The sequence below is a fragment of the Sphingomonas arvum genome, assembly GCF_026013565.1.
GTDB classification, from domain to species: domain Bacteria; phylum Pseudomonadota; class Alphaproteobacteria; order Sphingomonadales; family Sphingomonadaceae; genus Sphingomicrobium; species Sphingomicrobium arvum.
Map to the genome: position 1 here is coordinate 124,026 of NZ_JAPDOB010000002.1, position 23,131 is coordinate 147,156.

Annotated in this window: 20 protein-coding genes; 10 read left to right on the forward strand and 10 right to left on the reverse strand. The window is 67.6% G+C overall.

Translation table 11 applies throughout. The features are described from left to right. Positions 1-33: 33 nt before the first annotated feature. Positions 34-1,449: a helix-turn-helix domain-containing protein gene (locus OMW55_RS08090; protein WP_264882273.1), complete on the reverse strand. Its 1,416-nt coding sequence runs from the start codon at positions 1,447-1,449 to the stop codon at positions 34-36. A gap of 129 nt (positions 1,450-1,578) precedes the next feature. Here OMW55_RS08090 and aceA point away from each other — a divergent pair, with 129 nt between their 5' ends. From aceA to aceB, 3 genes are read left to right on the forward strand one after another with little or no spacing between them, the layout of a single operon-like run. Next, positions 1,579-2,859 carry an isocitrate lyase gene (gene aceA / locus OMW55_RS08095; protein ID WP_264882275.1) on the forward strand — a complete coding sequence of 427 codons (1,281 nt, stop codon included), beginning with the start codon at positions 1,579-1,581 and terminating at the stop codon, positions 2,857-2,859. A 25-nt stretch (positions 2,860-2,884) separates the two neighbouring features. Next, positions 2,885-3,082, forward strand: coding sequence for a DUF4170 domain-containing protein (locus OMW55_RS08100; protein ID WP_264882276.1), 198 nt, complete (start codon positions 2,885-2,887; stop codon positions 3,080-3,082). After that, entirely contained in the window at positions 3,079-4,647 is a 1,569-nt protein-coding gene (gene aceB, locus OMW55_RS08105) for a malate synthase A (protein WP_264882278.1), read from the forward strand. Before OMW55_RS08100 ends, aceB begins: the two co-directional genes overlap by 4 nt. On the opposite strand, the gene OMW55_RS08110 is transcribed toward aceB, so the two are convergent. The 4 genes from OMW55_RS08110 to hemC form a co-directional block, all read right to left on the reverse strand. Continuing rightward, positions 4,648-5,703, reverse strand: a complete 1,056-nt coding sequence (locus tag OMW55_RS08110; RefSeq protein ID WP_264882279.1) for a serine hydrolase — start codon at positions 5,701-5,703, stop codon at positions 4,648-4,650. Between the two features lie 90 nt (positions 5,704-5,793). Beyond that, on the reverse strand, positions 5,794-6,594 hold the full coding sequence (locus OMW55_RS08115; RefSeq protein ID WP_264882280.1) for a hypothetical protein: 801 nt from the start codon (positions 6,592-6,594) through the stop codon (positions 5,794-5,796). Continuing rightward, positions 6,591-7,244 (reverse strand): uroporphyrinogen-III synthase, encoded by a 654-nt coding sequence (locus OMW55_RS08120; RefSeq protein WP_264882281.1) that lies wholly within the window; start codon positions 7,242-7,244, stop codon positions 6,591-6,593. Before OMW55_RS08120 ends, OMW55_RS08115 begins: the two co-directional genes overlap by 4 nt. Positions 7,245-7,252: 8 nt before the next feature. Then, positions 7,253-8,167, reverse strand: a complete 915-nt coding sequence (hemC, locus tag OMW55_RS08125) for a hydroxymethylbilane synthase (RefSeq protein WP_264882282.1) — start codon at positions 8,165-8,167, stop codon at positions 7,253-7,255. Between the two features lie 52 nt (positions 8,168-8,219). Here hemC and tsaD point away from each other — a divergent pair, with 52 nt between their 5' ends. Both tsaD and OMW55_RS08135 read left to right on the forward strand, forming a co-directional pair. After that, positions 8,220-9,251 (forward strand): tRNA (adenosine(37)-N6)-threonylcarbamoyltransferase complex transferase subunit TsaD, encoded by a 1,032-nt coding sequence (gene tsaD / locus OMW55_RS08130; RefSeq protein WP_264882283.1) that lies wholly within the window; start codon positions 8,220-8,222, stop codon positions 9,249-9,251. Then, positions 9,248-10,228 (forward strand): NAD(P)H-dependent glycerol-3-phosphate dehydrogenase, encoded by a 981-nt coding sequence (locus tag OMW55_RS08135; protein ID WP_264882286.1) that lies wholly within the window; start codon positions 9,248-9,250, stop codon positions 10,226-10,228. The genes tsaD and OMW55_RS08135 overlap by 4 nt, the downstream gene beginning before the upstream one ends. A 6-nt stretch (positions 10,229-10,234) precedes the next feature. Here OMW55_RS08135 and OMW55_RS08140 read toward each other — a convergent pair whose 3' ends face one another. After that, on the reverse strand, positions 10,235-10,402 hold the full coding sequence (locus OMW55_RS08140) for a DUF1674 domain-containing protein (RefSeq protein ID WP_264882287.1): 168 nt from the start codon (positions 10,400-10,402) through the stop codon (positions 10,235-10,237). Between the two features lie 17 nt (positions 10,403-10,419). Between OMW55_RS08140 and OMW55_RS08145 the strand changes: the two genes are divergently transcribed. From OMW55_RS08145 to purH, 4 genes are read left to right on the forward strand one after another with little or no spacing between them, the layout of a single operon-like run. After that, complete coding sequence (locus tag OMW55_RS08145; RefSeq protein ID WP_264882290.1) at positions 10,420-11,667, forward strand: RsmB/NOP family class I SAM-dependent RNA methyltransferase; 1,248 nt, start codon at positions 10,420-10,422, stop codon at positions 11,665-11,667. Positions 11,668-11,688: 21 nt separating this feature from the next. Then, positions 11,689-12,345 (forward strand): ribulose-phosphate 3-epimerase, encoded by a 657-nt coding sequence (gene rpe, locus OMW55_RS08150; RefSeq protein WP_264882291.1) that lies wholly within the window; start codon positions 11,689-11,691, stop codon positions 12,343-12,345. After that, entirely contained in the window at positions 12,342-13,976 is a 1,635-nt protein-coding gene (locus OMW55_RS08155) for a heparinase II/III family protein (RefSeq protein ID WP_264882292.1), read from the forward strand. Before rpe ends, OMW55_RS08155 begins: the two co-directional genes overlap by 4 nt. 12 nt (positions 13,977-13,988) lie before the next feature. After that, positions 13,989-15,581: a bifunctional phosphoribosylaminoimidazolecarboxamide formyltransferase/IMP cyclohydrolase gene (gene purH / locus OMW55_RS08160; RefSeq protein ID WP_264882293.1), complete on the forward strand. Its 1,593-nt coding sequence runs from the start codon at positions 13,989-13,991 to the stop codon at positions 15,579-15,581. Positions 15,582-15,595: 14 nt separating this feature from the next. On the opposite strand, the gene OMW55_RS08165 is transcribed toward purH, so the two are convergent. After that, positions 15,596-17,143 (reverse strand): lipopolysaccharide biosynthesis protein, encoded by a 1,548-nt coding sequence (locus OMW55_RS08165; RefSeq protein WP_264882295.1) that lies wholly within the window; start codon positions 17,141-17,143, stop codon positions 15,596-15,598. Next, positions 17,140-19,923 (reverse strand): DNA polymerase I, encoded by a 2,784-nt coding sequence (gene polA / locus OMW55_RS08170; RefSeq protein WP_264882297.1) that lies wholly within the window; start codon positions 19,921-19,923, stop codon positions 17,140-17,142. Before polA ends, OMW55_RS08165 begins: the two co-directional genes overlap by 4 nt. Positions 19,924-20,078: 155 nt before the next feature. Here polA and OMW55_RS08175 point away from each other — a divergent pair, with 155 nt between their 5' ends. Further along, complete coding sequence (locus OMW55_RS08175) at positions 20,079-20,525, forward strand: hypothetical protein (protein ID WP_264882299.1); 447 nt, start codon at positions 20,079-20,081, stop codon at positions 20,523-20,525. A 58-nt stretch (positions 20,526-20,583) separates the two neighbouring features. Here OMW55_RS08175 and nadB read toward each other — a convergent pair whose 3' ends face one another. Beyond that, entirely contained in the window at positions 20,584-22,164 is a 1,581-nt protein-coding gene (gene nadB, locus OMW55_RS08180; protein WP_264882300.1) for an L-aspartate oxidase, read from the reverse strand. Beyond that, positions 22,161-23,078: an ABC transporter ATP-binding protein gene (locus OMW55_RS08185; RefSeq protein ID WP_264882301.1), complete on the reverse strand. Its 918-nt coding sequence runs from the start codon at positions 23,076-23,078 to the stop codon at positions 22,161-22,163. Before OMW55_RS08185 ends, nadB begins: the two co-directional genes overlap by 4 nt. Positions 23,079-23,131 lie beyond the last annotated feature (53 nt).

Sequence of the window (23,131 nt, forward strand, 5' to 3'; positions counted from 1 at the left end):
GTAGGCGAAGCGGTCCGGCGCGTCACCCCGCCGCTAATTGGGTACGAACGGGTAGGGCGAGATGGTCTTCCGGTTCTCGTGCACCGCCAAGGCACGGCCCGCCGGCGGAGTCGCGCGGTAGGGACATTGCAGCCGCGGGCAGATGGCGCACGCCGGCCCAACCGGCGTCGCCATACCGCCGCTCAGGTCTAGGCCGTCCGCATAAGCGATGCGCTCGGCATGCCGCACCTCGCAGCCGAGTCCGATGGCGAGCAGTGAGTCATCCCGCAGGTCGGGGCGGATCGGCCGTTCGATGGTGCGGCTTATGGTGAAGAAGCGCTGGCCATCCGGAGTCTCGATGATCTGGCGGATGACCTGCCCCGGCGTCTGGAACGCGGCGTGGAGATGCCACCGTGGGCAGGTGCCGCCGAAGTGGCTGAATGGGAAGTTCTCGCCGGCATAGCGCTTGGAGATGTTCCCAGCCGGATCGACCCGCAGCATGAAGAAGGGCACGCCACGGGCGCTCGGCCGGCCCATGGTGGTCAGGCGGTGCGCCACTTGCTCGACATTGGCGCCGAATTCGGCACACAACCGGTCGATGGCATAGCGATAGCGCTCGGCGGCAGCGAGGAACTTGCCATATGGCATCATGATCGCGCCGGCGGCATAGTTGGCGAAGCTCATGTGCAGCAACCGGCGGCTGCCAGGATCGGGCGGCCGGGCGACCTCGACCATCCGCGCGAGGATCGGGTGAAATTCCAGCAGGGCTAGCTGATAGGCGATGCCGAAGGTCTTGTTTTCGGGCCTCAGCAGCGAGGAAAGCAGCAGCATCCGACGCTGCGGATCGTAGACCTGCGTGGCCTGCTCGAGCTCCTCGGGCGGCGCCACCCGTACCTCGACGCCATACGCTTCCTTGAGCCGGCGGCGCAGCGGCTCCGCCACCGACAGTGCATCGCCAAGGGCGCCGCCCAGCGTTTCGGCACCCTCCTCCAGCTCTGGCCAGTGGTTGCGTTGCGCCTGGATGTAGTCGCGAACCCAGGTCTCCGGCGTGATCAGGACGCGCGGATCGGACCCGCCGGTCGCCGCATCGGGCGGATGCCGGTGCAGTTCGCGTAGCGCCGTGTAAAGCCGGGTCACGCCTTCGGCGAGCGCCGGGCTGTTGTCGGCAAGTTCCACAATCTCCTGGCGGCTGATGCCAAGGTCGCGGAACATGCCGTCGGAGAACACCTCGGCCAGCTGCTCTGCGCCTCCCTGCTCGCCACCCTCGCTCGCGAACTGCCGGATATCGACCTCGAACGCCTCGGCCAGCCGCAACAGGATGCCGGCGGTAACCGGCCGCTGGTTGCGCTCGAGGTGGTTGAGATAACTTGGCGAGATGCCAAGCTCGCCGGCCATGGCGGTCTGCTGCAGCCCTCGATCACGGCGGAGGCGCTTGAGTCGGGCACCAAGGAAGAGCTTACGCTGCGCCATCAGCTGAGAACCTGTCAAGATTTTACAAGTTGCACAAGTCTTTACTTGGCGGCTTCGCACTTTTCACCGAGCCCGACTCGGCGATTCTGCGGTTCTATCGACCTTCAGTTTCCAGTCAGGGGTCAGTTGATGTCCGATTTCAGTCACGTCGTTTCCGCTCCGCCTGGTCGCTTCGATGGGATCGAGCGGCCTTATTCTGTGGAGGACGTGCAGCGCCTTCGCGGGTCGGTTCCGATCGACCACACGCTTGCCCATCGCGGTGCGCTGAAGCTTTGGGAGCTGCTCAATGGCCAGGAAGAGCCGGTCCGCGCGCTCGGCGCCGTCACTGGCAACCAGGCCATGCAGATGGTCCGTGCCGGGCTGCAGGCCATCTACCTGTCAGGCTGGCAGGTCGCGGCGGATGCCAACACCGCCGGCGCCATGTACCCCGACCAGTCGCTCTACCCCGCCAATGCTGGGCCGGAGCTCGCACGCCGCATCAACCGCACGTTGCAGCGTGCCGACCAGATCGAGCATCTTGAGGGCGGGGCTAAGCGAGACTGGTTCGTGCCGATCGTCGCCGATGCCGAGGCCGGCTTCGGGGGTCCGCTGAACTGCTTCGAGATTATGAAGGCCTACATCGAGGCAGGCGCCGCCGGCGTCCACTTCGAAGACCAGCTCGCGTCCGAGAAGAAGTGCGGCCACCTTGGCGGGAAGGTGCTGATCCCGACCCAGGCGGCCGTCCGTAATCTCGACTCGGCGCGGCTCGCGGCCGACATCTGTGGCGTTCCGACCGTGCTGGTCGCCCGCACTGACGCGGAAAGCGCCAAGCTCATCACCTCCGACGTCGACGAGCGCGATCGCCAGTTCATCACCGGCGAGCGGACGCCCGAAGGCTTCTTCCGGCTGCGTGATGGCAGTGGCCTCGACCATTGCATCGCCCGCGGGCTGGCCTTCGCGCCCCATGCCGACCTCCTGTGGTGGGAAACATCGCACCCGGACCTGGACGATGCGCGCAAGTTCGCCGAGGCGGTCAAGAAGGAATATCCAAACAAGCTGCTCGCCTACAATTGCTCGCCGTCGTTCAACTGGGCGGCCAAGTTGGACGCGGACACCATTGCCAAGTTCCAGCGCGAGCTCGGCGCCATGGGTTACAAGTTCCAGTTCGTGACCCTGGCGGGCTTCCATGCGCTGAACCACGGCATGTTCGAGTTGGCGAGCGGCTACCGCGATCGCGGCATGGCGGCTTACTCCGAGCTGCAGCAGGCCGAGTTCGCGTCCGAAAAGGACGGCTACACCGCCACTCGCCACCAGCGCGAAGTCGGCACCGGCTATTTCGACGCGATCGCCACGGCGGTCAGTGCCGGCCAGGCCTCGACGACGGCGCTCGGCGAATCCACCGAAGCCGCCCAGTTCGTGGCTGCCGAATAACTCCGGACCAGTAAGGAGAAGAACCATGGGACAGCGTTTCTGGGTCGTCGGGGGCGAGTATTCGGATTGCGCCTTCAGCCGGCTTGAGCCGGGCAAGAGCAAGGTCAGCGGACCTTTCCAGGACGAGCTTCGCGCGCGCATGGAATGGCAGCGGCTGACGTTCCGTGACGGCTGCGCCGCGACCGAACGCTACGCCATCTGCGCGGAGCCGGCAGCCCAGTGAGCACCGTCCTTGAGCGACCCCGGGTCGCGGTTGCACCATCCGGGGTCGCCGGCGCGGAGGAAATCCTCACCGCCGACGCCCTGGAGTTCCTGACCGAACTCCACGAGCGGTTCGAGGCGCGCCGGCAGTCCCTGCTTGCCGCCCGGGCGGAACGCCAGCGCAAGTTCGACGGTGGCGATCTGCCAGACTTCGCGCAAGCGACTGCCGACATCCGCTCGGGCGAGTGGCGTGTCGGGGAGATCCCCGCCGACCTCCTTGATCGTCGGGTGGAGATCACAGGGCCGACCAATGCCAAGATGGTCATCAACGCGCTGAACAGCGGCGCGCGGGTGTTCATGGCCGACTTCGAGGATGCGACGGCCCCGACGTGGGACGAGCTGCTGCAAGGACAGCTCAATCTTCGGGCACGATGGCAGGGCCGCCTCGGCTTCACGGACCCGGGCACCGGCAAGGACTATCGCCTCGGCGACACACCAGCGGTGCTCAAGGTCCGGCCGCGCGGCTGGCACCTCGACGAGCGTCATCTAACGGTAGATGGCGTGGCCATCAGCGGCGGGCTGTTCGATTTCGGCCTCTACTTCTGGCACAACGCCAGGGCCGCGCTTGCGGCCGGCTCGGGTCCTTATTTCTACTTGCCCAAGCTCGAAAGCCGGTTCGAGGCCGAACTGTGGAGCGAGGTCTTCGCCATCGCGGAGGCCAAGCTCCGCCTGCCGCGCGGCACGATCAAGGCAACCGTCCTGATCGAGACCCTGCCTGCTGCCTTCGAGATGGACGAGATCCTGTTCGCGCTGAAGGAGAACATCGTTGGCCTGAACTGCGGACGCTGGGACTATATCTTCAGCGCTATTAAGCGGCTCGGCAACCGGCCCGATCGGCTGACTCCCGATCGGTCGGCGATGACGATGGATAAGGCGTTCCTCGCGGCCTACTCGCTGCGGCTGATCGATACCTGCCATCGCCGCGGTGCCTTTGCGATGGGGGGCATGTCGGCCTTCATCCCCGTGAAGGGTGACGAAGCGGCCAATCAGGCTGCGATGGACAAGGTGCGGCAGGACAAGTTGCGTGAAGTCGGCAACGGCCATGACGGCACCTGGGTCGCGCACCCGGCGCTGGTGCCCGTTGCCATGGACGCCTTTGCGCAGATGAGCGGCCCCAACCAACTCGACCGGCGGCCGGAACGTGTGCCCGGCCGAGACGAGATGCTGCAGATGCATACCGGCCCGCGGACCGAGGCTGGTGCGCGCGAGAACATCCGCGTCGGCGTTCAGTATATGGCCGCGTGGTTGTCAGGTCGGGGTGCCGTGCCGCTCTACAACCTCATGGAGGATGCGGCGACGGCGGAAATCTGCCGCACCCAGCTGTGGCAGTGGCTGCGGTTCAAGGCGCCTCTCGACGACGGCCGAACCTTCGACCGGGGGTTGTTCGAGCAGCTGTTCGACGAGGAATTGGCCGCCATCCCCGACCAGCCCAACCTGTCCGAAGCGGCCGGCCTGTTCCGCAACATGGTGCTCGATGAGCGCTGCGAGGAGTTCCTGACCCTTCCGGCCTATCCGCTACTGCCGTAACTAGAGCGTGAGGCCACCGCTGTAGGTGGCCTCATGTTGCGCGATCACCGCGCGAACCACGTCGTTCATCAGGTTCATGCGCATGATCAGCGGCGTCGACGTCTTCTTGATCATCACCGCAACAGCGTAGCTGCGGCCATTCGGCGCGGTTAGCACGCCGATGTCGTTGTAGCCGGCCTGCACGCCGCCGAGCTCCTGCCCGGTCCCGGTCTTGTGCGCGAGCGTCCAGCCCGGCTTGAGCCCGCCGCCCAATCGGTTCTTGCCGGTCGAGGTATTGCTCATGATGGTCAGCAGCTTGGCGGTTGACGCTGGTGACAGCAACTCGCCGCGTTTCAGCCGGGCCAACGTGTTGACCAGCGCGGACGGTGCCGCACCGTCATACGGATCGTCGATGTAGCGGTTGAACAGGGCCTGGCGACGGTTCAGCGGCAGGGCGTCGCGGGCCTTGAAAAAGGCGTCGCCGATCGAGTAGCTCGGGTTCCAGTTCAGCCCGGCGATCCGCGACTGGAGAGCGCGCTCGCCGTTGTAGAAGCGGATGGCGCCAAGCCGGCGGCCGGCGATGAAGTCGCGCACCGCATCCGGCCCGCCGGCCAGCCGCATCAGCTTGTCATTGCAGGTGTTGTCGCTCTTCTGCATGGCCTGGGTGAGCAGCGCCTCGACCGTCGTCGTATAGCTGCCGCCATTGCCTAGGATTCGCTCGCGGATCGGCTGGTGGAACACGGTCAAGTCGGCGAGGGTCAGCGTGACCGGCTCGGCCAAGCTACGTCGCCCCTGGTCGACTTGGTTCATGGTGGTCAGCGCCACCATGAACTTGCTGACGCTCTGCTGGGGGTAGAATTCATCCGCCTTCCAGCCGGCCCGCCACCCTTGGTCCACGGACTCGACCGCAATGCCTACCCGGCCCGCGAAGCTGGCCCCAAGTGCCGCGATGCGGGCGGACAGTGCGGCCGGAGCCGTCGCCACCAAGGCATTCGGCGTCGGCTGAGCCCCAGCTGAGCAGCTGGCTGGAGCGAGGGCCAGGCCTAAGGCGGCAATTCGCAGCCCAAGTGACGTCATGACGCTCTTCCCCAATGCACGCGTGGCAAACCGCGCCGAAGTCGCCGTTCGTGGGAGAATCGCAAATCGTCGACGTGCTCGCAAGAGCGCTCAGCGGGCGAGCAGCGCTGCGCTTTCTAGCTCGTCCAGCGCGCGGTGCACCGCGACATAGCGCCGTGCGCGGTCCACCCATGGACCCGTAGCCCCAATGCCCGGCAGCCGCATCGCTTCGGCCAGCGCCTGGTCTACCTGCCCCGCCTGCAGCCGCGCGCGCGCCCGATCATACGTGGCCGACGGTCTCGGGCTGGGGCGGTCGGCGCGACGGATGGCGACCAGCGATCCCAATTCGCGCCGGGTTGCTTCCCAGAAGCCGACGTTCGGACCACCCCCACGGAGTTGCGGTCCGAGGGCGTCGAACTCCACCGTCAGCTGATCCAGCCGCACCGGTGCCCGCGCCCCGGTGATCACGGTCGCCACCGCCTGGCGGTTGCTCCCGCCGAACCGCTGCGCCAGCAGGGGTTCGAGGTAGCCCAGCGGTACGCCCCGATCGACCGCCCGGCGCGCCGCGAAGCTGACCAGCAAGGCGTCGGCCCGGCCGGCCGATCCCGCGACCTGCTGCGTTGCATTTTCCAACCGTGCGACCCGTGCCTCGAGCACCGCATCCCGCGCGGTGTCCACTGTCGCTGCGGCGGTCGGGGCGGGTAGTTCTACGGCAGGCTGAGCCAGGGCAAGCTGCGGCGCCCCACCAGGCGCGCCCGTCACCGCCGGCGCGGCGCCAAGCCCTACGAAACGGGCGACTTCGTTCCAGCGCTTGAGCCCCCACACCGCCGCCGCCGCACCGGCAAGCAACAGGACGACGATCAGCAGCAGCCAACTGGCGGGGCCGAGACGACGGTGAGGCGCGCTGGTCATTTCGGGTCCGACTGTTGGCACAGCCGGGCAGCAAGGGAAAGCAGGGCGGCGTCGGTCGGCTCGGGCGCGGCCTCCAGCGCCGCCCAGCCCGTGCCGCAGGCGTCCGCCGCCGACTTGCTGATCGCGGCGACACGGACGTCCTGCCGCTCGCCGGCCACCTCCGCCAGTCGGCGTCCGGCCCGCGGTGAATGAACCAGCGCGACTGAGCCTGGCAGACGATCCAGCCCAGTCGGAGCGTCGATCGGGGCAGCCCGGTAGACCGGTATGCAATCAACGGACACCGGCGTTGGTTCGGCGGTCCGATCCGCTCCGCACAGGTGGAGCAGCCGCAAGTCCCTTGGTACGCCCGCGAGCAGCTCCTTTACCCCGCCTCTACCGACCTCGACGACGTGCAGGCCCGCGGCGCGAGCCGCAGCCCCCGTCGCTTCGCCGACCGCGTAGACCGGAAGCCCACGCAGCAGGTCCAGCTGCGGACCAGCTTCGCGCGGCGCATTGGCGCTGGTCAGCAGCAAACCGTCGAAGGTACCGGTGGCGGGCGGTTGCCACTCGAGGGGTTCAACCGAGAACAGGTGAATGGCGATCGCCGGCAGCCCCATGCCGGCGGCGCGGGCAAGGGTTGCCGACGCCCCCGGCTGCGGCCGCAGAACCACGACCGTCCTCAAGCGAACAGCGCCCGAACACTGGGCGGCGCCCGGTCCAGCAGGTCGCGGGCAAGCTGTCGCGGGGTTTCGGGAGCATTGTCCGGATCGTAGCGCACCTCGCCCGCGACCTGCTCGCTACCGTCGGTGCTGAGCAGCTCCGCGCGCAGCCACAAACGCCCGTCCGGCCCCGCGATGGCAAGCGCCGCGACAGGCGAATGGCAGGAGCCCCCGACCTCGCGGGCGAAGGCGCGCTCGGCATGGACCGCAGCGCAGGTAGGGAGGTGGTTGATCGCCGCAAGCAGCGCGCGCATGCCCTCATCCTCGCTGCGACACTCGGCACCTACCGCCGCTTGGGCGGGCGCCGGCAGCATAAAGTCCGTCTCGATTGCGCAGCCCTCGCTGATCCCCAGCCGGTCGAGCCCCGCCGCTGCCAGCAAGGTGGCGTCGACCTCCGTCCCGACCTTCCCCAGCCGGGTTGCGACATTGCCGCGGATGGACACGGTCTGCAGGTCTGGCCTCCGCCTTAGCAGCTGTGCAGCGCGCCGAGGCGACGAGGTGCCGACCAAGGCGCCTTGGCTAAGATCGTTGATGGATGATGCCCCCACCACACGGTCGCGGACATCGGCCCGGGGCAGCATGGCGGCAAGGTGCAGTTCCGCCGGCCGTACGCTCTCCACATCCTTCATCGAATGGACGGAAAAATCGGTCTCGCCGGCAATCAGATGTTGGTCGAGCTCCTTGGTCCACAGATATTTGCCGCCGACCTCCGCCAGCGGACGATCCTGGATCCGGTCGCCGCTGGTCCTGACCGTGCGCAGCTGGACGAAACCCGGCTCCCATCCATGCGCCTGCTCCAGCGCCGCCGCGACCATTCGCGCCTGGGCGAGTGCCAGGGGAGAGCCACGGGTGCCGAGGATGGGAGGACGCTGCATGACCTGCCCCCTAGTGCATCGGGGCAGCTTCGGGCAAAGGCTTCGCGCATCGATGACCCTGATCCTTGGCCTTGAGTCCTCCTGCGACGACAGTGCGGCGGCGCTGGTCACGTCCGACCGGCGAATTATTGCTCAGGCGGTGATCGGCCAGAACAGCGCGCATCAGCCCTATGGCGGAGTGGTGCCGGAGATCGCCGCCCGGGCGCATGTCGAGGTGCTGCCCGGGCTTATCGAACAGGTCATGGCCGAAGCCGGCGTCCGGCCCGCTCAACTGGGCGCGGTGGCCGCGACGGCCGGTCCCGGCCTGATCGGCGGCGTGATGGTCGGGCTGCTGGCCGGCAAGGGCCTCGCGCTGGCTACGGGCAAGCCGCTGATAGCTGTCAACCACCTGGAGGGACATGCGCTTTCGCCGCGCCTGACCGATCCGGAGCTCGCCTTCCCCTATCTGCTGCTGCTCGCCAGCGGAGGCCACTGCCAATTGCTCGAGGTTCGCGGCGTCGGCCATTATCGCCGCCTTGCGACCACCATCGACGACGCGGCCGGCGAGGCATTCGACAAGGCGGCCAAGCTGCTTGGTCTGCCCTATCCCGGTGGTCCCGCAATCGAAGCGCTGGCCGCGCAGGGAGATGCCGCGGCGGTACCGTTGCCGCGGCCGCTGGTCGGCTCGGGCGAACCACATTTCTCGTTCGCCGGGCTCAAGAGTGCGGTGCAGCGTGCGGCGGCGTCGGGCGCTCACGAGCCGGCCGATGTCGCAGCCAGCTTCCAGCAGGCGGTGATTGACTGCCTCGTCGACCGAACGCGGCTAGCGCTTGAACGCAGCAACGCGCGTACGCTCGTCGTGGCTGGCGGAGTGGCGGCAAACACGTCGGTCGGCGACGCATTACGCCGGCTCGCCCAGCAGCATGGACGGGCCTTCACCAGCCCGCCGGCTTGGCTGTGCACGGACAACGCCGCCATGATCGCCTGGGCGGGGGCGGAGCGCTTCGCGGCCGGGCTCCGCGATGGGCTGGACGCGCCGGCGAGGGCGCGCTGGCCGCTGGACGACACCGCCGATGCGGTCCGCGGAGCGGGGGTCAAGGCATGAAGGTCGGAGTGATCGGGGGCGGCGCGTGGGGCACGGCTCTCGCCCAGGTTGCCGCGGCCAAGGGTGAGACAGTCCTGCTCTGGGCGCGCGAGGCGGAGGTCGTGGAGTCCATCAATGCCGTCCATGAAAATGCCGCCTTCCTGCCGCGCATCCGCCTCGACCCGCTGGTAAGCGCCACCGGCGACCTCAACGATCTCACCGGCTGCGACGCCTGGCTGGTGGTCACCCCGGCCCAGCACATGCGGGCGGTGCTCGCGGCGGCGCCGGGCGGCGCGCGGCGGCTGATCCTTTGTTCCAAGGGCATCGAAGAGGGCAGCGCGCAGTTGCTCCACGCCGTTGCCCGGCAGGCTTGTCCGGGCGCCGACGTCATGGTCTTGTCCGGGCCGACCTTCGCCCATGAGGTCGCCGCCGGCCTGCCGACCGCGCTTACTTTGGCCGGTGACGATCTTGGCCTTGCGGAGCAGGTGCGCGAGCGCTTGGCGCTGCCGCACTTCCGCTTGTACCTCAGCGACGATGTCGCGGGCGCGGAGGTCGGCGGCGCCGTCAAGAATGTGCTCGCGATCGCCTGTGGCGCGGTGGAAGGGCGTGGCCTGGGTCAGAACGCCCGTGCCGCCCTGATCGCGCGCGGTTTCGCGGAGATGACCCGGTTCGGCCTCGCGATGGGGGCACAGCGCAAGACACTGGCGGGCCTGTGCGGCTTGGGCGACTTGGTGCTGACCTGCTCCTCCAGCAGCAGCCGCAACTTCTCGCTCGGGCTCGGGCTCGGACGCGGACAGGCAGCGGCGGAGCTGATGGCGGACCGCCGGACGGTGGCGGAGGGCGCCTTCACTGCTCCGGTGCTCGACCGCCTCGCGCGGGAGCGTGGCATTGACATGCCGATCGTCGCCGCCGTCGCCGCGTTACTCAGCGGGCAAGCGCGGATCGACGAGGTCCTCGAAGCGCTGCTCAGCCGACCACCGCGGCTGGAGGCGCACTAGGTGACGTCAAAAATCCCAGGCGATGCCGTTCTTCTCCCAGTCCCCATAACGGGTGGGTTCCGGTCGCGGCTTGTCGCCAGCCGGTGGCCCGGCCTGGTGACCCTCATCCGGCGTCGGCACCGGCGGGGACTTGCTGAGGTAGGCGGGCGGGTTGAGGTGCTTGGGCCGTTCCATATCTGGTCAAATGGGCGATGAAGTCGGGCAAGCCAAGAGGGGCGGACGACGGTAGCGGATCCCGGCGGGCGGCTCTTCAGCTACTCGACGCCGTGCTGCGTCGTGGCCAGACCCTCGACGCCGCCGCGCAGCGCTTCACGGGACCCGACCGGGCGCTCGCCCTGGCGATCGCGGGCGAGACGATCCGGCGGCTGCGGGAGATCGACGGGCTGATCGACAGCGTCACGCGGTTGCGACTGGCCGACGATGCCAAGGCACGGATGGTGCTACGGCTAGCGCTGGCGCAGAAGTTGGCGCTGCACGTGCCGGACCATGCAATCGTCACAACGGCCCTCCCGCTCGTGGAAGGAGGACCGCGCCGGCTGGTGCATGGCGTGCTCGGCACCCTGCTGCGTCGCAACCCGACGCCAAGCGAAGCGTCTGCGCTGCCCGCCGCGGTCGAGCATCGCTGGACCTTGGCCTGGGGGGATCAGGTAGTCGCCGCTGCGCGTCGGGCTATCGTTCGTCGTCCCCCACTCGACCTCAGCTTCGTCGACCCGGCCGAGGCGGCAGACTATGCGGCAGGGAACGGTGGAGTGCAGCTCGCCGAGCGCCATGTCCGCCTGAGCGGTGGTCCGGCGGTCACCGACCTGCCTGGTTTCGGCGAAGGGCGCTGGTGGGTGCAGGACCTGGCGGCGTCCCTCCCGGCGCGATTGATCCCGCCGACGGCCGAGCGCGTGCTCGATCTATGCGCCGCCCCAGGCGGCAAGACCATGCAGCTGGCGGCGGCGGGACATCAGGTCACCGCGCTTGATCGCTCCGCAAGTCGTCTCGCACGACTTTCCGACAATCTTGCTCGAACGGGCTTGCGTGCGGAGACGGTCGTCGCCGACGCCGCCGAATGGAACGGCGGCGGTTTCGACGCCATTCTGCTCGACGCGCCTTGCTCGGCCACCGGCACCTTCCGCCGCCACCCGGAAGTTCTCTATCGCGCTTCGCCGCGCATCGTTGCTGAGAGCACCGAACTACAGGCCCGGCTGCTTGCACACGCTGCCAGCCTGCTTCGACCCGGCGGCGTCCTGGTCTATGCAGTTTGTTCTCTCGAACCCGAGGAAGGTGAGCAGATCGTCGCAGCTCAAACCATGCTGGAGCCCGATCCGCCCACCGGCGAGGTGATCCCCGGCATCATGCCCGCTAGCACCGGCGAACTTCGGTTGCTGCCCGGCACCCTTGAAGAACAGGGTGGCCTGGACGGCTTCTTCATCGCGCGGCTTGTCCGCCGCTGATCCCCGCGGCTAATCAGGCTCATGGTCCGCATCGCCCCATCCATCCTTTCCGCCGACTTTGCCAAGCTGGGCGAGGAGGTGCGCGCGATCGACGACGCTGGAGCGGACTGGATTCACATCGACGTTATGGACGGACATTTTGTCCCCAACCTGACGATCGGTCCGGCGGTGGTCAGGGCGCTCCGGCCGCACAGCGCCAAGCCCTTCGACGTCCATCTCATGATTTCGCCGGTGGACCCGTTCCTGGAGGCGTTCGCCGAAGCCGGAGCCGACCTCATCACCGTGCACCCCGAAGCGGGACCGCACCTGCATCGGACGATCCAGCGTATTCGGCAGCTCGGCAAGAAAGCCGGCGTGTCCCTTAATCCCGCGACGCCCGCCAAGGCGCTGGACTATGTGCTGGAGGAAATCGACCTCGTGCTCGTGATGAGCGTCAATCCAGGATTTGGCGGGCAGAAGTTCATCAGTGGCCAGCTTCGGAAGATCGAAGCGATCGCCAAGCGCGTGGCGAAGGAGGGACTTGCGGTCGAAATCGAGGTCGACGGCGGGGTGGACATGACCACCGCGCGGCAGTGCGTGGATGCAGGTGCCACGGTGCTGGTCGCGGGCACCGCAGCCTTTCGCGGGGGACCCGACCATTACGGCGCCAACATCGCGGGGCTGCGGGGAACCGAGTGACCCCGCAGGCGGTCGCCACCCCGGGCCGCGCGCCCCTGCTGAAGCGGCTCCTCGGACGTGGCAAGCGGCCGCTTCGGCTAACCGCCGTGCCGCGCGATCATGTTCAAGGAGACCGCGCCCGCGGCGACCAAATCCTTGCTGGCAAGCTCGTCCGCGGGGCGGAGGTGCTGGACCTGACCGAGATCAACTTCCGGGAAGTCGGCACCACCGGTCCCCTGGCCCAGGAGGCGCAGGCATTTGCCTGGCTGCGCGACCTCGCCGGAACGGCCTCACGCGAACGTGGCGCCCGGGTAGCGGAGGCAGTGGCGGCGCGCTGGCTCGTCGCGCATGGTAACAAGGTCGATACCGCCTGGGCTCCGGCCCTATGGGGAGAACGCCTGCTGTTCTGGGCGGCCTACGCGCCCTACGTCCTTTCCAGCCACGACGCCGCGTACCGGGCGGCCCTGCTCAACACCATGGCCCGCGGGGTACGCCACCTTGGCGCCACGGCCGACCGTGCCGATCCCGGCCTGCAGCGGATCACGGCATGGGCCGGCCTCACCGCAGGTTCGCTGCTGCTGCAAGGCCAAGTGAGTCGGGTCGCGCGGGCCGAGGCGGGCTTGACCCGCGCGTTGGCGACCGGGCAGGCGGACGACGGCGGCCTGCTCTCGCGTTCCCCGGCCGAGCAGGCCTTGCTAGTCGACCGGCTGGGCCTGCTCAGGGCAGCCTATCACGCCGCCAAGCAGACGCTGCCTGAAGCGCTGGAAGGTGCGGCGACGGCGGCGCTGGCCGCCTTGCACGGCGTGATGCTGGGTGACGGCGGCTTGGGCAGCTGGCAGGGCGGCAACCCTGGCGATAGCCTGCGTTTGGCGGCGCTGGTGGAGGGCTGCGGCATGCGGGCCCGGCCGCTGCGGCAGGCCCGTGGCTGGGGCTACCAGCGACTGGATGCGCTCGGGACCGTGCTGGTCATGGATGCAGCGCCGCCAGCGCCTACTCGCATCACCCGCCTCGGGTCCGCTTCGACCCTGGCATTCGAGCTAAGCGACGGTGCGCAGCGGCTGGTGGTGAATTGTGGTGGGCCGGGCCTGCTGCCGACGGGTATCACGGCTGAACTGGCGCAAGCGCTGCGGACCTCCGCCGCGCACAGCACCCTGACCCTTGGTGATAAGAATTCCACGGCGATCCTGCCGAACGGCAACCTGGGCCGGGGCGTCGAGGACGTCACCGTGGACCGGCGCGACGATGACGAGTTCAACCGCTTGGAAGCGGCTCACGATGGCTATGTCAGGGGTTTCGGCCTGGTCCATAGCCGGGGTGTCATGCTTGCCAACGACGGCAAGGAGGTGCGTGGGGCGGATCGCTTGCTTCCGAGCGGCCGTAGAAGGATCCGCGACGCCGTTTCCTTTTCGTTGCGCTTTCACCTGGGCCCCGGCGTCGAGGCGGTCGCAACCGCTGACGGCATGGGGGCCATCCTGCGCTCGCCGGGCGCGCCGCCGTGGAATTTTCGATGTCGCGGCGCCCGCTTGGAGGTTGAGGAAAGCGTTTGGGTTGACGGTCAGGGCCGCCTGACCGGGACGCTGCAGCTCGCCATTGCCGGAGAGGCGACTGCCCAGGGTATCGACCTTGGATGGCAGTTCCGCCGGTCTTCATAATAGGGGATGAAAATGACCGAACTCGTGCCCGTTCGCCGGGCCCTCATCTCGCTTTCGGACAAGCAGGGCATCGAGGAGCTGGCCGCGGCGCTCGCCCGCCATCAGGTCGAATTGGTCTCGACCGGCGGCACGGCGGCGCGGCTACGCGACCTTGGCCACCAGGTACGCGACGTGGCCGAGCTGACCGGTTTCCCCGAGATGATGGACGGGCGCGTCAAGACGCTTCACCCGGCGGTGCACGGCGGACTGCTCGCCGTTCGTGACAATCTCGAGCACCAGGCGGCGGCCGAGCAGCATGGCATCGCGCCCATCGATCTTGTCGTGGTCAACCTCTACCCGTTCGAGCAGACCGTCGCTCGCGGCGCCGGGCGCGACGAGATCATCGAGAACATCGACATTGGTGGTCCGTCGATGGTGCGATCGGCCGCGAAGAACCATGGGCACGTCGTCATCGTTACCGATCCGGGCAATTATGCCGAACTGATCGGTGAACTGGACCGCTCGGGCGGGAGCACGAGCCTGGAGTTCCGCCGCCGCCTCGCGGCCCAGGCCTTCGCCGCCACGGCCGCCTACGACAGCGCAATTGCGAGCTGGTTCGCCTTTTCCGACCAGCAGCAGCAATTCCCTGTGGTGCTGCCGATGGCACTGACCAAAAGCAGTGAGCTGCGTTATGGGGAGAACCCGCACCAGGCGGCCGCGCTGTATCTTCCCCAGAGTTTGTCGGTCGCCGGCATCGCGGGCGCGAGACAGGTGCAGGGAAAGGAACTTAGCTACAACAACCTCAACGACGCCGACGCGGCGCTAGAACTCATCGCCGAGTTCCGGGATGGTCGGCCGGCGTGCGTCATCGTCAAACATGCCAATCCATGCGGAGTCGCCCAAGACGACTATCTCGGCGGCGCCTACCAGACCGCCCTTCAGTGCGACTCGGTGTCCGCATTCGGCGGCATCGTGGCGGTGAACCGCCAGCTGGACAGGGAAACGGCCAGGGCCATCACCGCCATCTTCACCGAAGTGGTGATTGCGCCCGACGCCGACGAAGAGGCCTTGGCGGTTTTCGCGGCCAAGAAGAACCTACGTTTATTGCTGACCGGCAACTTGCCTGATCCACGCCGGGCGGGGCTGCAGCTGAAGACTGTGGCCGGCGGAGTGCTGGTCCAGGCGCGCGACAATGGCGTTATCCTCGACTCCGAATTGCGCGTCGTGACACGACGCCAGCCTAGCGCCCGGGAGGTTGCCGACTGCCGCTTCGCCTGGACCGTGGCCAAGCACGTCAAATCGAACGCCATCGTCTATGCGAAGGATTGTGCCACGGCGGGTATCGGAGCCGGACAGATGAATCGGCGCGATTCTGCGCGAATCGCGGCGGCAAAGGCGCGGGAGGCGGCGGAGTCCCATGGCTGGCCTGAGCCGCGCACCGTGGGTTCGGCAGTGGCCAGCGACGCCTTCTTCCCGTTCGCCGACGGTCTGCTCGCCGCGGTCGAAGCAGGTGCCACTGCGGTCATCCAGCCGGGCGGGTCGATCCGCGACGAGGAAGTGATCGCCGCAGCCGATGAAGCTGGCCTTGCGATGATCTTCACCGGCATGCGGCACTTCCGGCACTAAGCGGTCGGCTTGCGCTAACGGGCGGCGTTGCCCGTGGTGCCCGGCGCAGGCAGCTCGGATTCCTGCAACTCCTGGATGTCTGACTTGCGCATGCGAAACAGCTCACGATCCTCGGGCCCGAAGCCCTTGACCCAGATCACCGCCCCGAACGCAGCCAGGATGGCGGGGATGCCGAGCAGCAGTTCCAGCCACTCCGGCAGCAGGACCGCGACCTGGCCCACGAACGCCGCCGCAACAGCGGCCCAGACCAGTGGCCAGCGCCAGGCGCTCACGGGTGCGCCGAGCAGCGACGACGCCAGCCGGGCCTTGGTGACGGCGGCGAACGCCAAGGCCAGGGTCAGCGCAACCGCCGGCGCCGTCGCCTGCCAGATCGGCGGCCAACCAAGCCGGCGCATAATGAGGATCAGGGCCACGGTGAGCACCGCCTGTAACGCCAGCATCAGCAGCGACAGGAGCATGTTCCGCTTGCGCGCGATGTAGATCAGAGCCGCTTCGCTGGTGGTGGCGGTTGCCGCTACCACCTCGGCTGCGAGCAGGAATGCGAGCGCCCCGGTGCCCGATACGAAGGCCGGACCGACCAGTCCCATGACCCCCTCGCCCGGGATGCCGAGCGCCAATGCCACCGCCGCCTGAGCCGCGATGACCCAGAAGCCGACCTGCTGCACCTGGCGAGCGACGGCCGCCCGGTTCCCCGCCCGGAGGTTGCGGCTGATTACCGGTCCGAGAATCGGGTCGAAACTGGTCTTGAGCTTGCTTGGCAGCGAGGCCACGTTCTGGGCCACGTAGTAGATGCCGACGATCGCCGGTGAGGCGAACAGGCCGAGGATGGCGATGTCTACCCGCCGGCTGCCCCATTCCACGGTGTCGGCGGCGGCGACCGGCAGATAGCGCCGGGCCATCCGCCAAGCTTCGGCGGGGTTGGGTTTCCATCCTCGCGCGAAACCATAGCTGCGCAGGAATGGGATGGCGGAGGCGACCACGGCGCCGACCATGGAGAGGGCGTAGGCGATGATCAGGCCATCGCGTTTTGAAATGAAGGCGAAAGCCAATGCCGCGAGGCTGATCGTCCATGGCTCGACCACTGCGCGGGCGCGGACGGTGGCACCAACGTCGTTGCGGTATGCCAGCGCCGCGAGCATGACGTCGGACCAGGCCAGCGCCAGGACGGAAATCGGCAGCAGCCACTCGAGCCCGTGAATCTGCGAGTTGGGGAACATGGCTTGTGGGAAGGCGAAGAGCAATGTCATGCCGACGGCCGATCCTGCCGCCGCAACCAGCAGCGCATCCCACGCAACGCAGGCATGCGCCTTGGTCGTCTCGCTCAACTGCTGCGCCAGTCCGCGCTTCAGCCCGAGGGTGGCGAGCTGGGCCGCAAACTCCACGATCAGCACGGCATAGGCGAAGCGGCCCAGCGCCTCCGGGCCGTACATGCGTCCCGCAATGAACAGAAAGGGAAGGCGCGCGGCGAGGCGCAGGACAAAGCCGAAAAAGTTGATCCGGCCGCCACGGGCGAGGGCGGCCAGGTCGGCGGTAGGCGCGGCGCCCGTTGGTGCCTGGCTCAATGCGCCTTGCCCCAGTTGGCGCCCCAGCCCACCTCCACGTCAAGTGGAACGGTCAGCTCCACCAAAGGCTTCGCAGCATCCGCCATCACCGCGCGGATCACCGCGGCGGCGCGTTCCTCCTGGCCGTGCGGAACTTCGAACACCAGTTCGTCATGCACCTGCAGCAGCATGCGCACGTCCGGCAGTCCAGCCGCGTGCAGCGCTGGTTCGGCGCGCCCCATTGCGCGCTTGATGATGTCGGCGCTGGTGCCCTGGATCGGCGCGTTGATCGCGGCGCGTTCTGCCCCCTGTCGGAGGTTCATCACTCCCGACCGGATGTTCGGAAAATGGGTCTTGCGGCCGAACAGTGTCTCGCTGAACCCGCATTCGCGCACCTGCTGCAGCGTGGTCGAAATGTAGTTCTTGATGCCCGGAAACCGCTCGAAGTAGCGGTTGATCATCGCCTGACCTTCCTCGCGGCTGATGCCCAGGCGACCGGCCAGGCCCCAGGACGAGATGCCGTACAAGATCGCGAAGTTGATCGTCTTTGCCTTGTTGCGGCTGTCCTTGCCCGAGTCGCCGAACAGTTCCAGCGCGGTGATGTTGTGAATGTCCTCGCCAGCGGCGAATGCTTCCTTGAGTTGCGGCACATCCGCGATATGCGCGGCGAGGCGCAGCTCGATCTGGCTATAATCGGCCGACAGCAGGCTGTAGCCTTCCTCGGCGATGAACGCGTCGCGAATGCGGGCGCCGATCTCCGTCCGGATCGGTATGTTCTGCAGGTTGGGGTCGGTCGAGGACAGCCGGCCGGTCTGCGCGGCGGCCAGGCTGTAGCGCGTGTGCACCCGGCCGCTCTGCGGGTCGATCTGCGCCTGAAGGGCATCCGTATAGGTGATCTTCAGCTTGGTCAGCTGCCGCCAGTCGAGCACCAGCCGTGCCACCTGCACTCCGTCCGCCTCCAGCCGCTCCAGCTCGCTCTGGTCGGTCGAATAAGCCCCGCTTTTGCCCTTGCGCCCGCCCTTCAGACCCAGGCGCTCGAACAGCACGGAGCCGAGCTGCTGGGGTGAGCCGATGGTGAAGGGGCCGCCGGCCGCCTCGTACACCTGCTCTTCCAAGCCGGCGATCTCGCGGGCGAAGGTATCGCTCAGCTCGGCGAGATAGGCGCGGTCGACCTTGACGCCGTGCCGTTCCATGCCGCCCAGAATGCCGATCAAGGGCAGGTCGACTAGCCGGTAGACGCGCGTTGCATGTTCGCTCGCCAGCCGCGGCTGCAGGCGCAGCCACAGGCGCACGGTAAGGTCGGCGCGCTCGGCGGCATATTCCGCTGCGCGCGCGATGGCGGCGTCGGCGAAGCGGATCGCCTTCTGGCCGGTGCCGCAGACCGCCTTGAGTGACATGGGAGCATGTTCAAAGTGCGCCTTGGCCAGGTCTTCGAAACTCTGCCCAAGCCGGCCCGCATCAAGCGCGAAGCTCATCAGCTGGATGTCTTCGACCGGCGCGACGGCGATGCCGCTGTCGCACAGCAGCTTCAATTGGTCCTTGGGGTTGAAGCCGATCTTGAGGATCGACGAGTCTTCGAGGACGGGCCGGAGCAACGCCAATGCTTCGTCGCGGCCGAGCTGGATCGGCGCATCGCCCAGCAGGTCACCGCCGGCGTGGCCGAATGGTATGTAGGCCGCGCGGCCGGGCTGCAGCGCCAGCGCGATCCCGGCGAGGCCCGCCGCGAGGCCACCCGTGCCATCCCATTGCAGGTCGATCCCGAGCCAGCCCTGCGCTCGGGCCTCGTCCAGCCAGGTCTGCACGTCCGTTGCCTGCGCCAGCACGGCGTAGCGCGCCCGGTCGATCTCGATCGGTTCGGGTGCACCGGGACCGGCTGTGCGGTTTGGCTGGGGCGCAACACTCGGCGCGCCGGGGCGGGCTCCGCCATCGCCCACCATGCGGTTCATCAGGGTCTTGAACCCCATGTCCTCCAGGAACTCGCGCAGCGGCTCCTTGGGAATGCCTTGCAGCGCCAGCGCCTCCAGCGGCTCGGGCAGGTTGGCGTCGCACACCAGTCGCACCAGCTCCCGGCTAAGGCGGGCCGCTTCGGCATGCTCGAGCAGGTTCTGGCGCAACTTGGGCCTCTTGATCCCGTCGGCGGCGGCCAGCACGGCCTCCAGCGAGCCATGCTCCTGGATCAGCTGGGTGGCGGTTTTCGGCCCGATCCCGGGTACACCGGGCACGTTATCGACGCTGTCGCCCATCAACGCGAGCACGTCCCCGACCAGCTCCGGCCCAACGCCGAACTTGTCCATCACATAAGCGCGATCGATCCGACGGTCGTTCATCGTATCGAGCATGTCGACCGAGCCGTCCTCGATCAGCTGCATCAGGTCCTTGTCAGAACTGACAATGGTCACCTTCCACCCGGCCGCCCGTGCGGCCGTGACGTAGCAGGCGATGATGTCGTCCGCTTCCAGTCCTTCCTCCTCGATGCAGGGGATCGAAAAGGCACGGGTCGCCACTCGGATCAGCGGGAATTGCGGAATCAGGTCCTCGGGCGGCGGCGGCCGATGCGCCTTGTACTGGTCGTACATCTGGTTGCGGAAGGAGCTCGACCCCTTGTCCAGGATCACCGCCATGTGGGTGGGACCGTCCGCCTTGTTCAGCCCGTCCGCGAGCTTCCACAGCATGGCGGTATAGCCGTACACCGCACCCGCATTGATGCCGTGCCGGTTGGTGAGCGGCGGCAGCCGGTGGTAGGCACGGAAGATGTAGCTCGATCCGTCGACGAGATAGAGGTGGGGCTGGGGGTCAGGCATGCGGCACGGGATGTAGCCAGCATCCCCGGACGATGCCAGCAAGCTGTTCGAACTGCCGGCACGTCCGTACAAGTGCGTAGGGGCAGGTTGACGAGGATCAATCGTCGACTCGCCGGCCGCGGGTAGAGATTGGGAACGCCAGCAAGGAGCGCCCCATGACCGCCCGCATCGACCAACTCGACCTGCTCGCCCGCGAGGAAATCGTCTCTGCTCCCGTGCTCTCCGCGCAGGCAGAGGCACTGAGCGAAGGCTGCACGGACCGCAACTTCGGCCTGCCCGCGCCGCTGCTGCTCGGCTCGTTCGCCCTGTTCATGGCCTATCTTGCCGTGATGAGCATCGGCTTCATGGCCGACGGGCTGGTTCTGCCGATGGCGGTAAACGTCATCTTTGTCGCGGCCTTTGCCTATGTGCCGGCGAAATGGGCGACCATGAAGCCTCGGCACGATGACCGCGCGCTCAGCTGGGCCGAGTTCAAGGCCCGCGGCATCGACACGCTGACCGGCCGTACGGGTGCGGGTGAAGCGGCCACGCTGGTGCTGCTGCTGCCGGCCTGCATCTTCTTCTGGGGGGTCGCCACCGTCACCATCGCGGCGCTGGTCTGAGCCCGGTCATCAACAACCCGTCAGGCGGTGCCGGAGCCATCCCGCGCCGCCTGTTCCTTCAGGGGACGAGCACTGTGTCCTTCGGCTCCGGCGCCAGCCGAGGGTAGTCCAGCGTATAATGCAGGCCGCGGCTCTCGTGGCGATGAAGGGCGGAGCGGATGATCAGGTCCGCGACTTCCACCAGGTTGCGCAGTTCGATCAGGTCCGGAGTGACCCGGAACTTGCCATAATAGTCCTGCACTTCCTGACGCAGCATGTCGACGCGGCGCTTGGCCCGCTCCAGCCGCTTGGTGGTGCGGACGATCCCGACATAGTTCCACATGAAGCGGCGGATTTCACCCCAAGTCTGCGTGATCACGACCTCCTCGTCGGAGTTGGTGACGCGGCTTTCATCCCACTCCCGCACCTCGGGCACGGGGGGCAATTCTTCCCAGCGCCGCAGGATGTCCCTGGCCGCGGCCTCCCCGAACACCAGGCATTCGAGCAGCGAATTGGAAGCGAGGCGGTTGGCCCCATGCAAGCCGCTCTCCGTCACCTCGCCGGCGGCATAGAGGCCAGGCGCGTCGGTGCGTCCGTCGCGGTCCACGACAACCCCGCCGCAGGTATAATGCTGGGCGGGCACCACCGGGATAGCCTCGCGGGTGATGTCGATGCCAAGCCCCAGCAGCTTGTCGTAGATGGTCGGGAAGTGCGCCCGCACGAACTCCGCCTCGCGATGGCTGATGTCGAGGTGCACGTAATCAAGGCCGTCGCGCTTGATCTCGCTGTCGATCGCGCGTGCTACCACGTCGCGTGGGGCCAGTTCGGCGCGCTCGTCATAGTCTGGCATGAACCGGTGGCCGGTCAGCGGATGCTTGAGGTGTCCGCCTTCGCCGCGCACCGCTTCGGTGATCAGGAAGTTTTTCGCCGCCAGGCTGTAAAGGCAGGTCGGATGAAACTGCATCATCTCCATGTTGGAGACGCGGCATCCGGCGCGCCACGCCATCGCGATGCCGTCGCCCGTGGCGCCCCGCGGTGCCGTGGAGAAGAGGTAGGTCCGCCCCGCGCCGCCCGTCGCCAGCACGGTTGCGCGGGCCGTCAGCGTCTCCACCCGCTTGCGCTTCCGGTTGTAGGCATAAAGGCCGTGAATGGTGCCTTCAGTCGAGAAGCGGCTGGCGTTGCGGCCGGTCACCAGGTCGATCGCCACCATGTCAGGCACCAGCGTGATGTTGGGGTGTGCACCGGCCGCCTTCTCCAGTGCCTTCTGGACAGCCGAACCGGTGGCGTCGGCGACATGGACGATCCGCCGGTGGCTGTGCCCGCCTTCGCGGGTGAGGTGCAGGGACCCGGCTTCCTCGGCAAAGGGCACGCCCAGCTCAATCAGGCGGCGGATGGCGGCGGGCGCGCCGCTGACCACATGCTCCACCACCGCGCGGTCGTTGAGGCCGGCGCCGGCCACCATCGTGTCCTCGACGTGGCTTTCGAAGCTGTCGCCCTCTTCCAGCACCGCCGCGATACCGCCCTGCGCCCAGCCAGTCGCCCCCTCGCCCAGCGCGCCCTTGGCGATCACCGCCACCTTGCGCTCTTCCGCAAGGTTCAGTGCCGCCGTCAGCCCGGCCGCGCCGGAGCCAATGACCAGGACGTCGAAGGCTTGGCTCACGCCTGGCGGACCAGGCTGAGGAACACGTCCTCCAGGTCGGGGTCGCGGGTGGTCACGTCGACGATGCCGAGCCCCTGCGCCTGCAGCGCGCCGAGCACCTCGCCCGCATTCACCCGATCCTTGCGGTAGGTGATGGTCAGCTGCCGCTCGCCCGACACCGCAATCTGCTCGAAGCAGGATGCCTCCGGCGCCGCCATGACGTCACGATCGACGGTCACCACAACATTCTTCTCCTGCGCGCGGCCGAGCAGCTCGCGGGTGGGCTCGTTGGCGACCACCTTGCCATGGTTGATGATGGCGATGCGGTCGCACAGCTGCTCGGCTTCCTCCAGATAATGGGTGGTCAGGACGATGGTGACACCCTCGGCGTGCAACTCACGGACATATTCCCACAGCTGCTGGCGCAGCTCCACGTCGACGCCGGCGGTGGGCTCGTCCAGCACCAGGATCGGCGGCGAGTGGACCATCGCCTTGGCGACCAGCAGCCGCCGCTTCATCCCGCCGGACAGAGTCCGCGCGTAGGCGTCGGCCTTGTCGGTGAGGCGCATCGCGGCGAGCAGCGCGTTACTCCGACGCTGGCTCCTGGGTACGCCGTATAACCCCGCCTGAATCTCCAGCGCTTCGCGAGGAGTGAAGAAGGGGTCGAATATGATCTCCTGTGGCACCACGCCGATGGACAGCTTGGCGTTGCGCGGGTGCTGGTCGATGTCGAACCCCCAGACGGACACCTGTCCCTGCGACTTGGTCACCAGCCCCGCGAGAATGTTGATCAGCGTCGACTTGCCCGCGCCATTCGGTCCGAGCAGGCCGAATATCTGCCCTCGCGGCACGTCGAAGCTGACCCCGTCCAGCGCCCTCTTGCCGCCTTCGTAGGTCTTGCCGAGGTTTTCGATCCGGATCGCCGCGTCACTCATGCCCGCAAGCCCTAGCGGCTTATTGAAGGCAGGCAAGCGAGGGGCTACCTCCC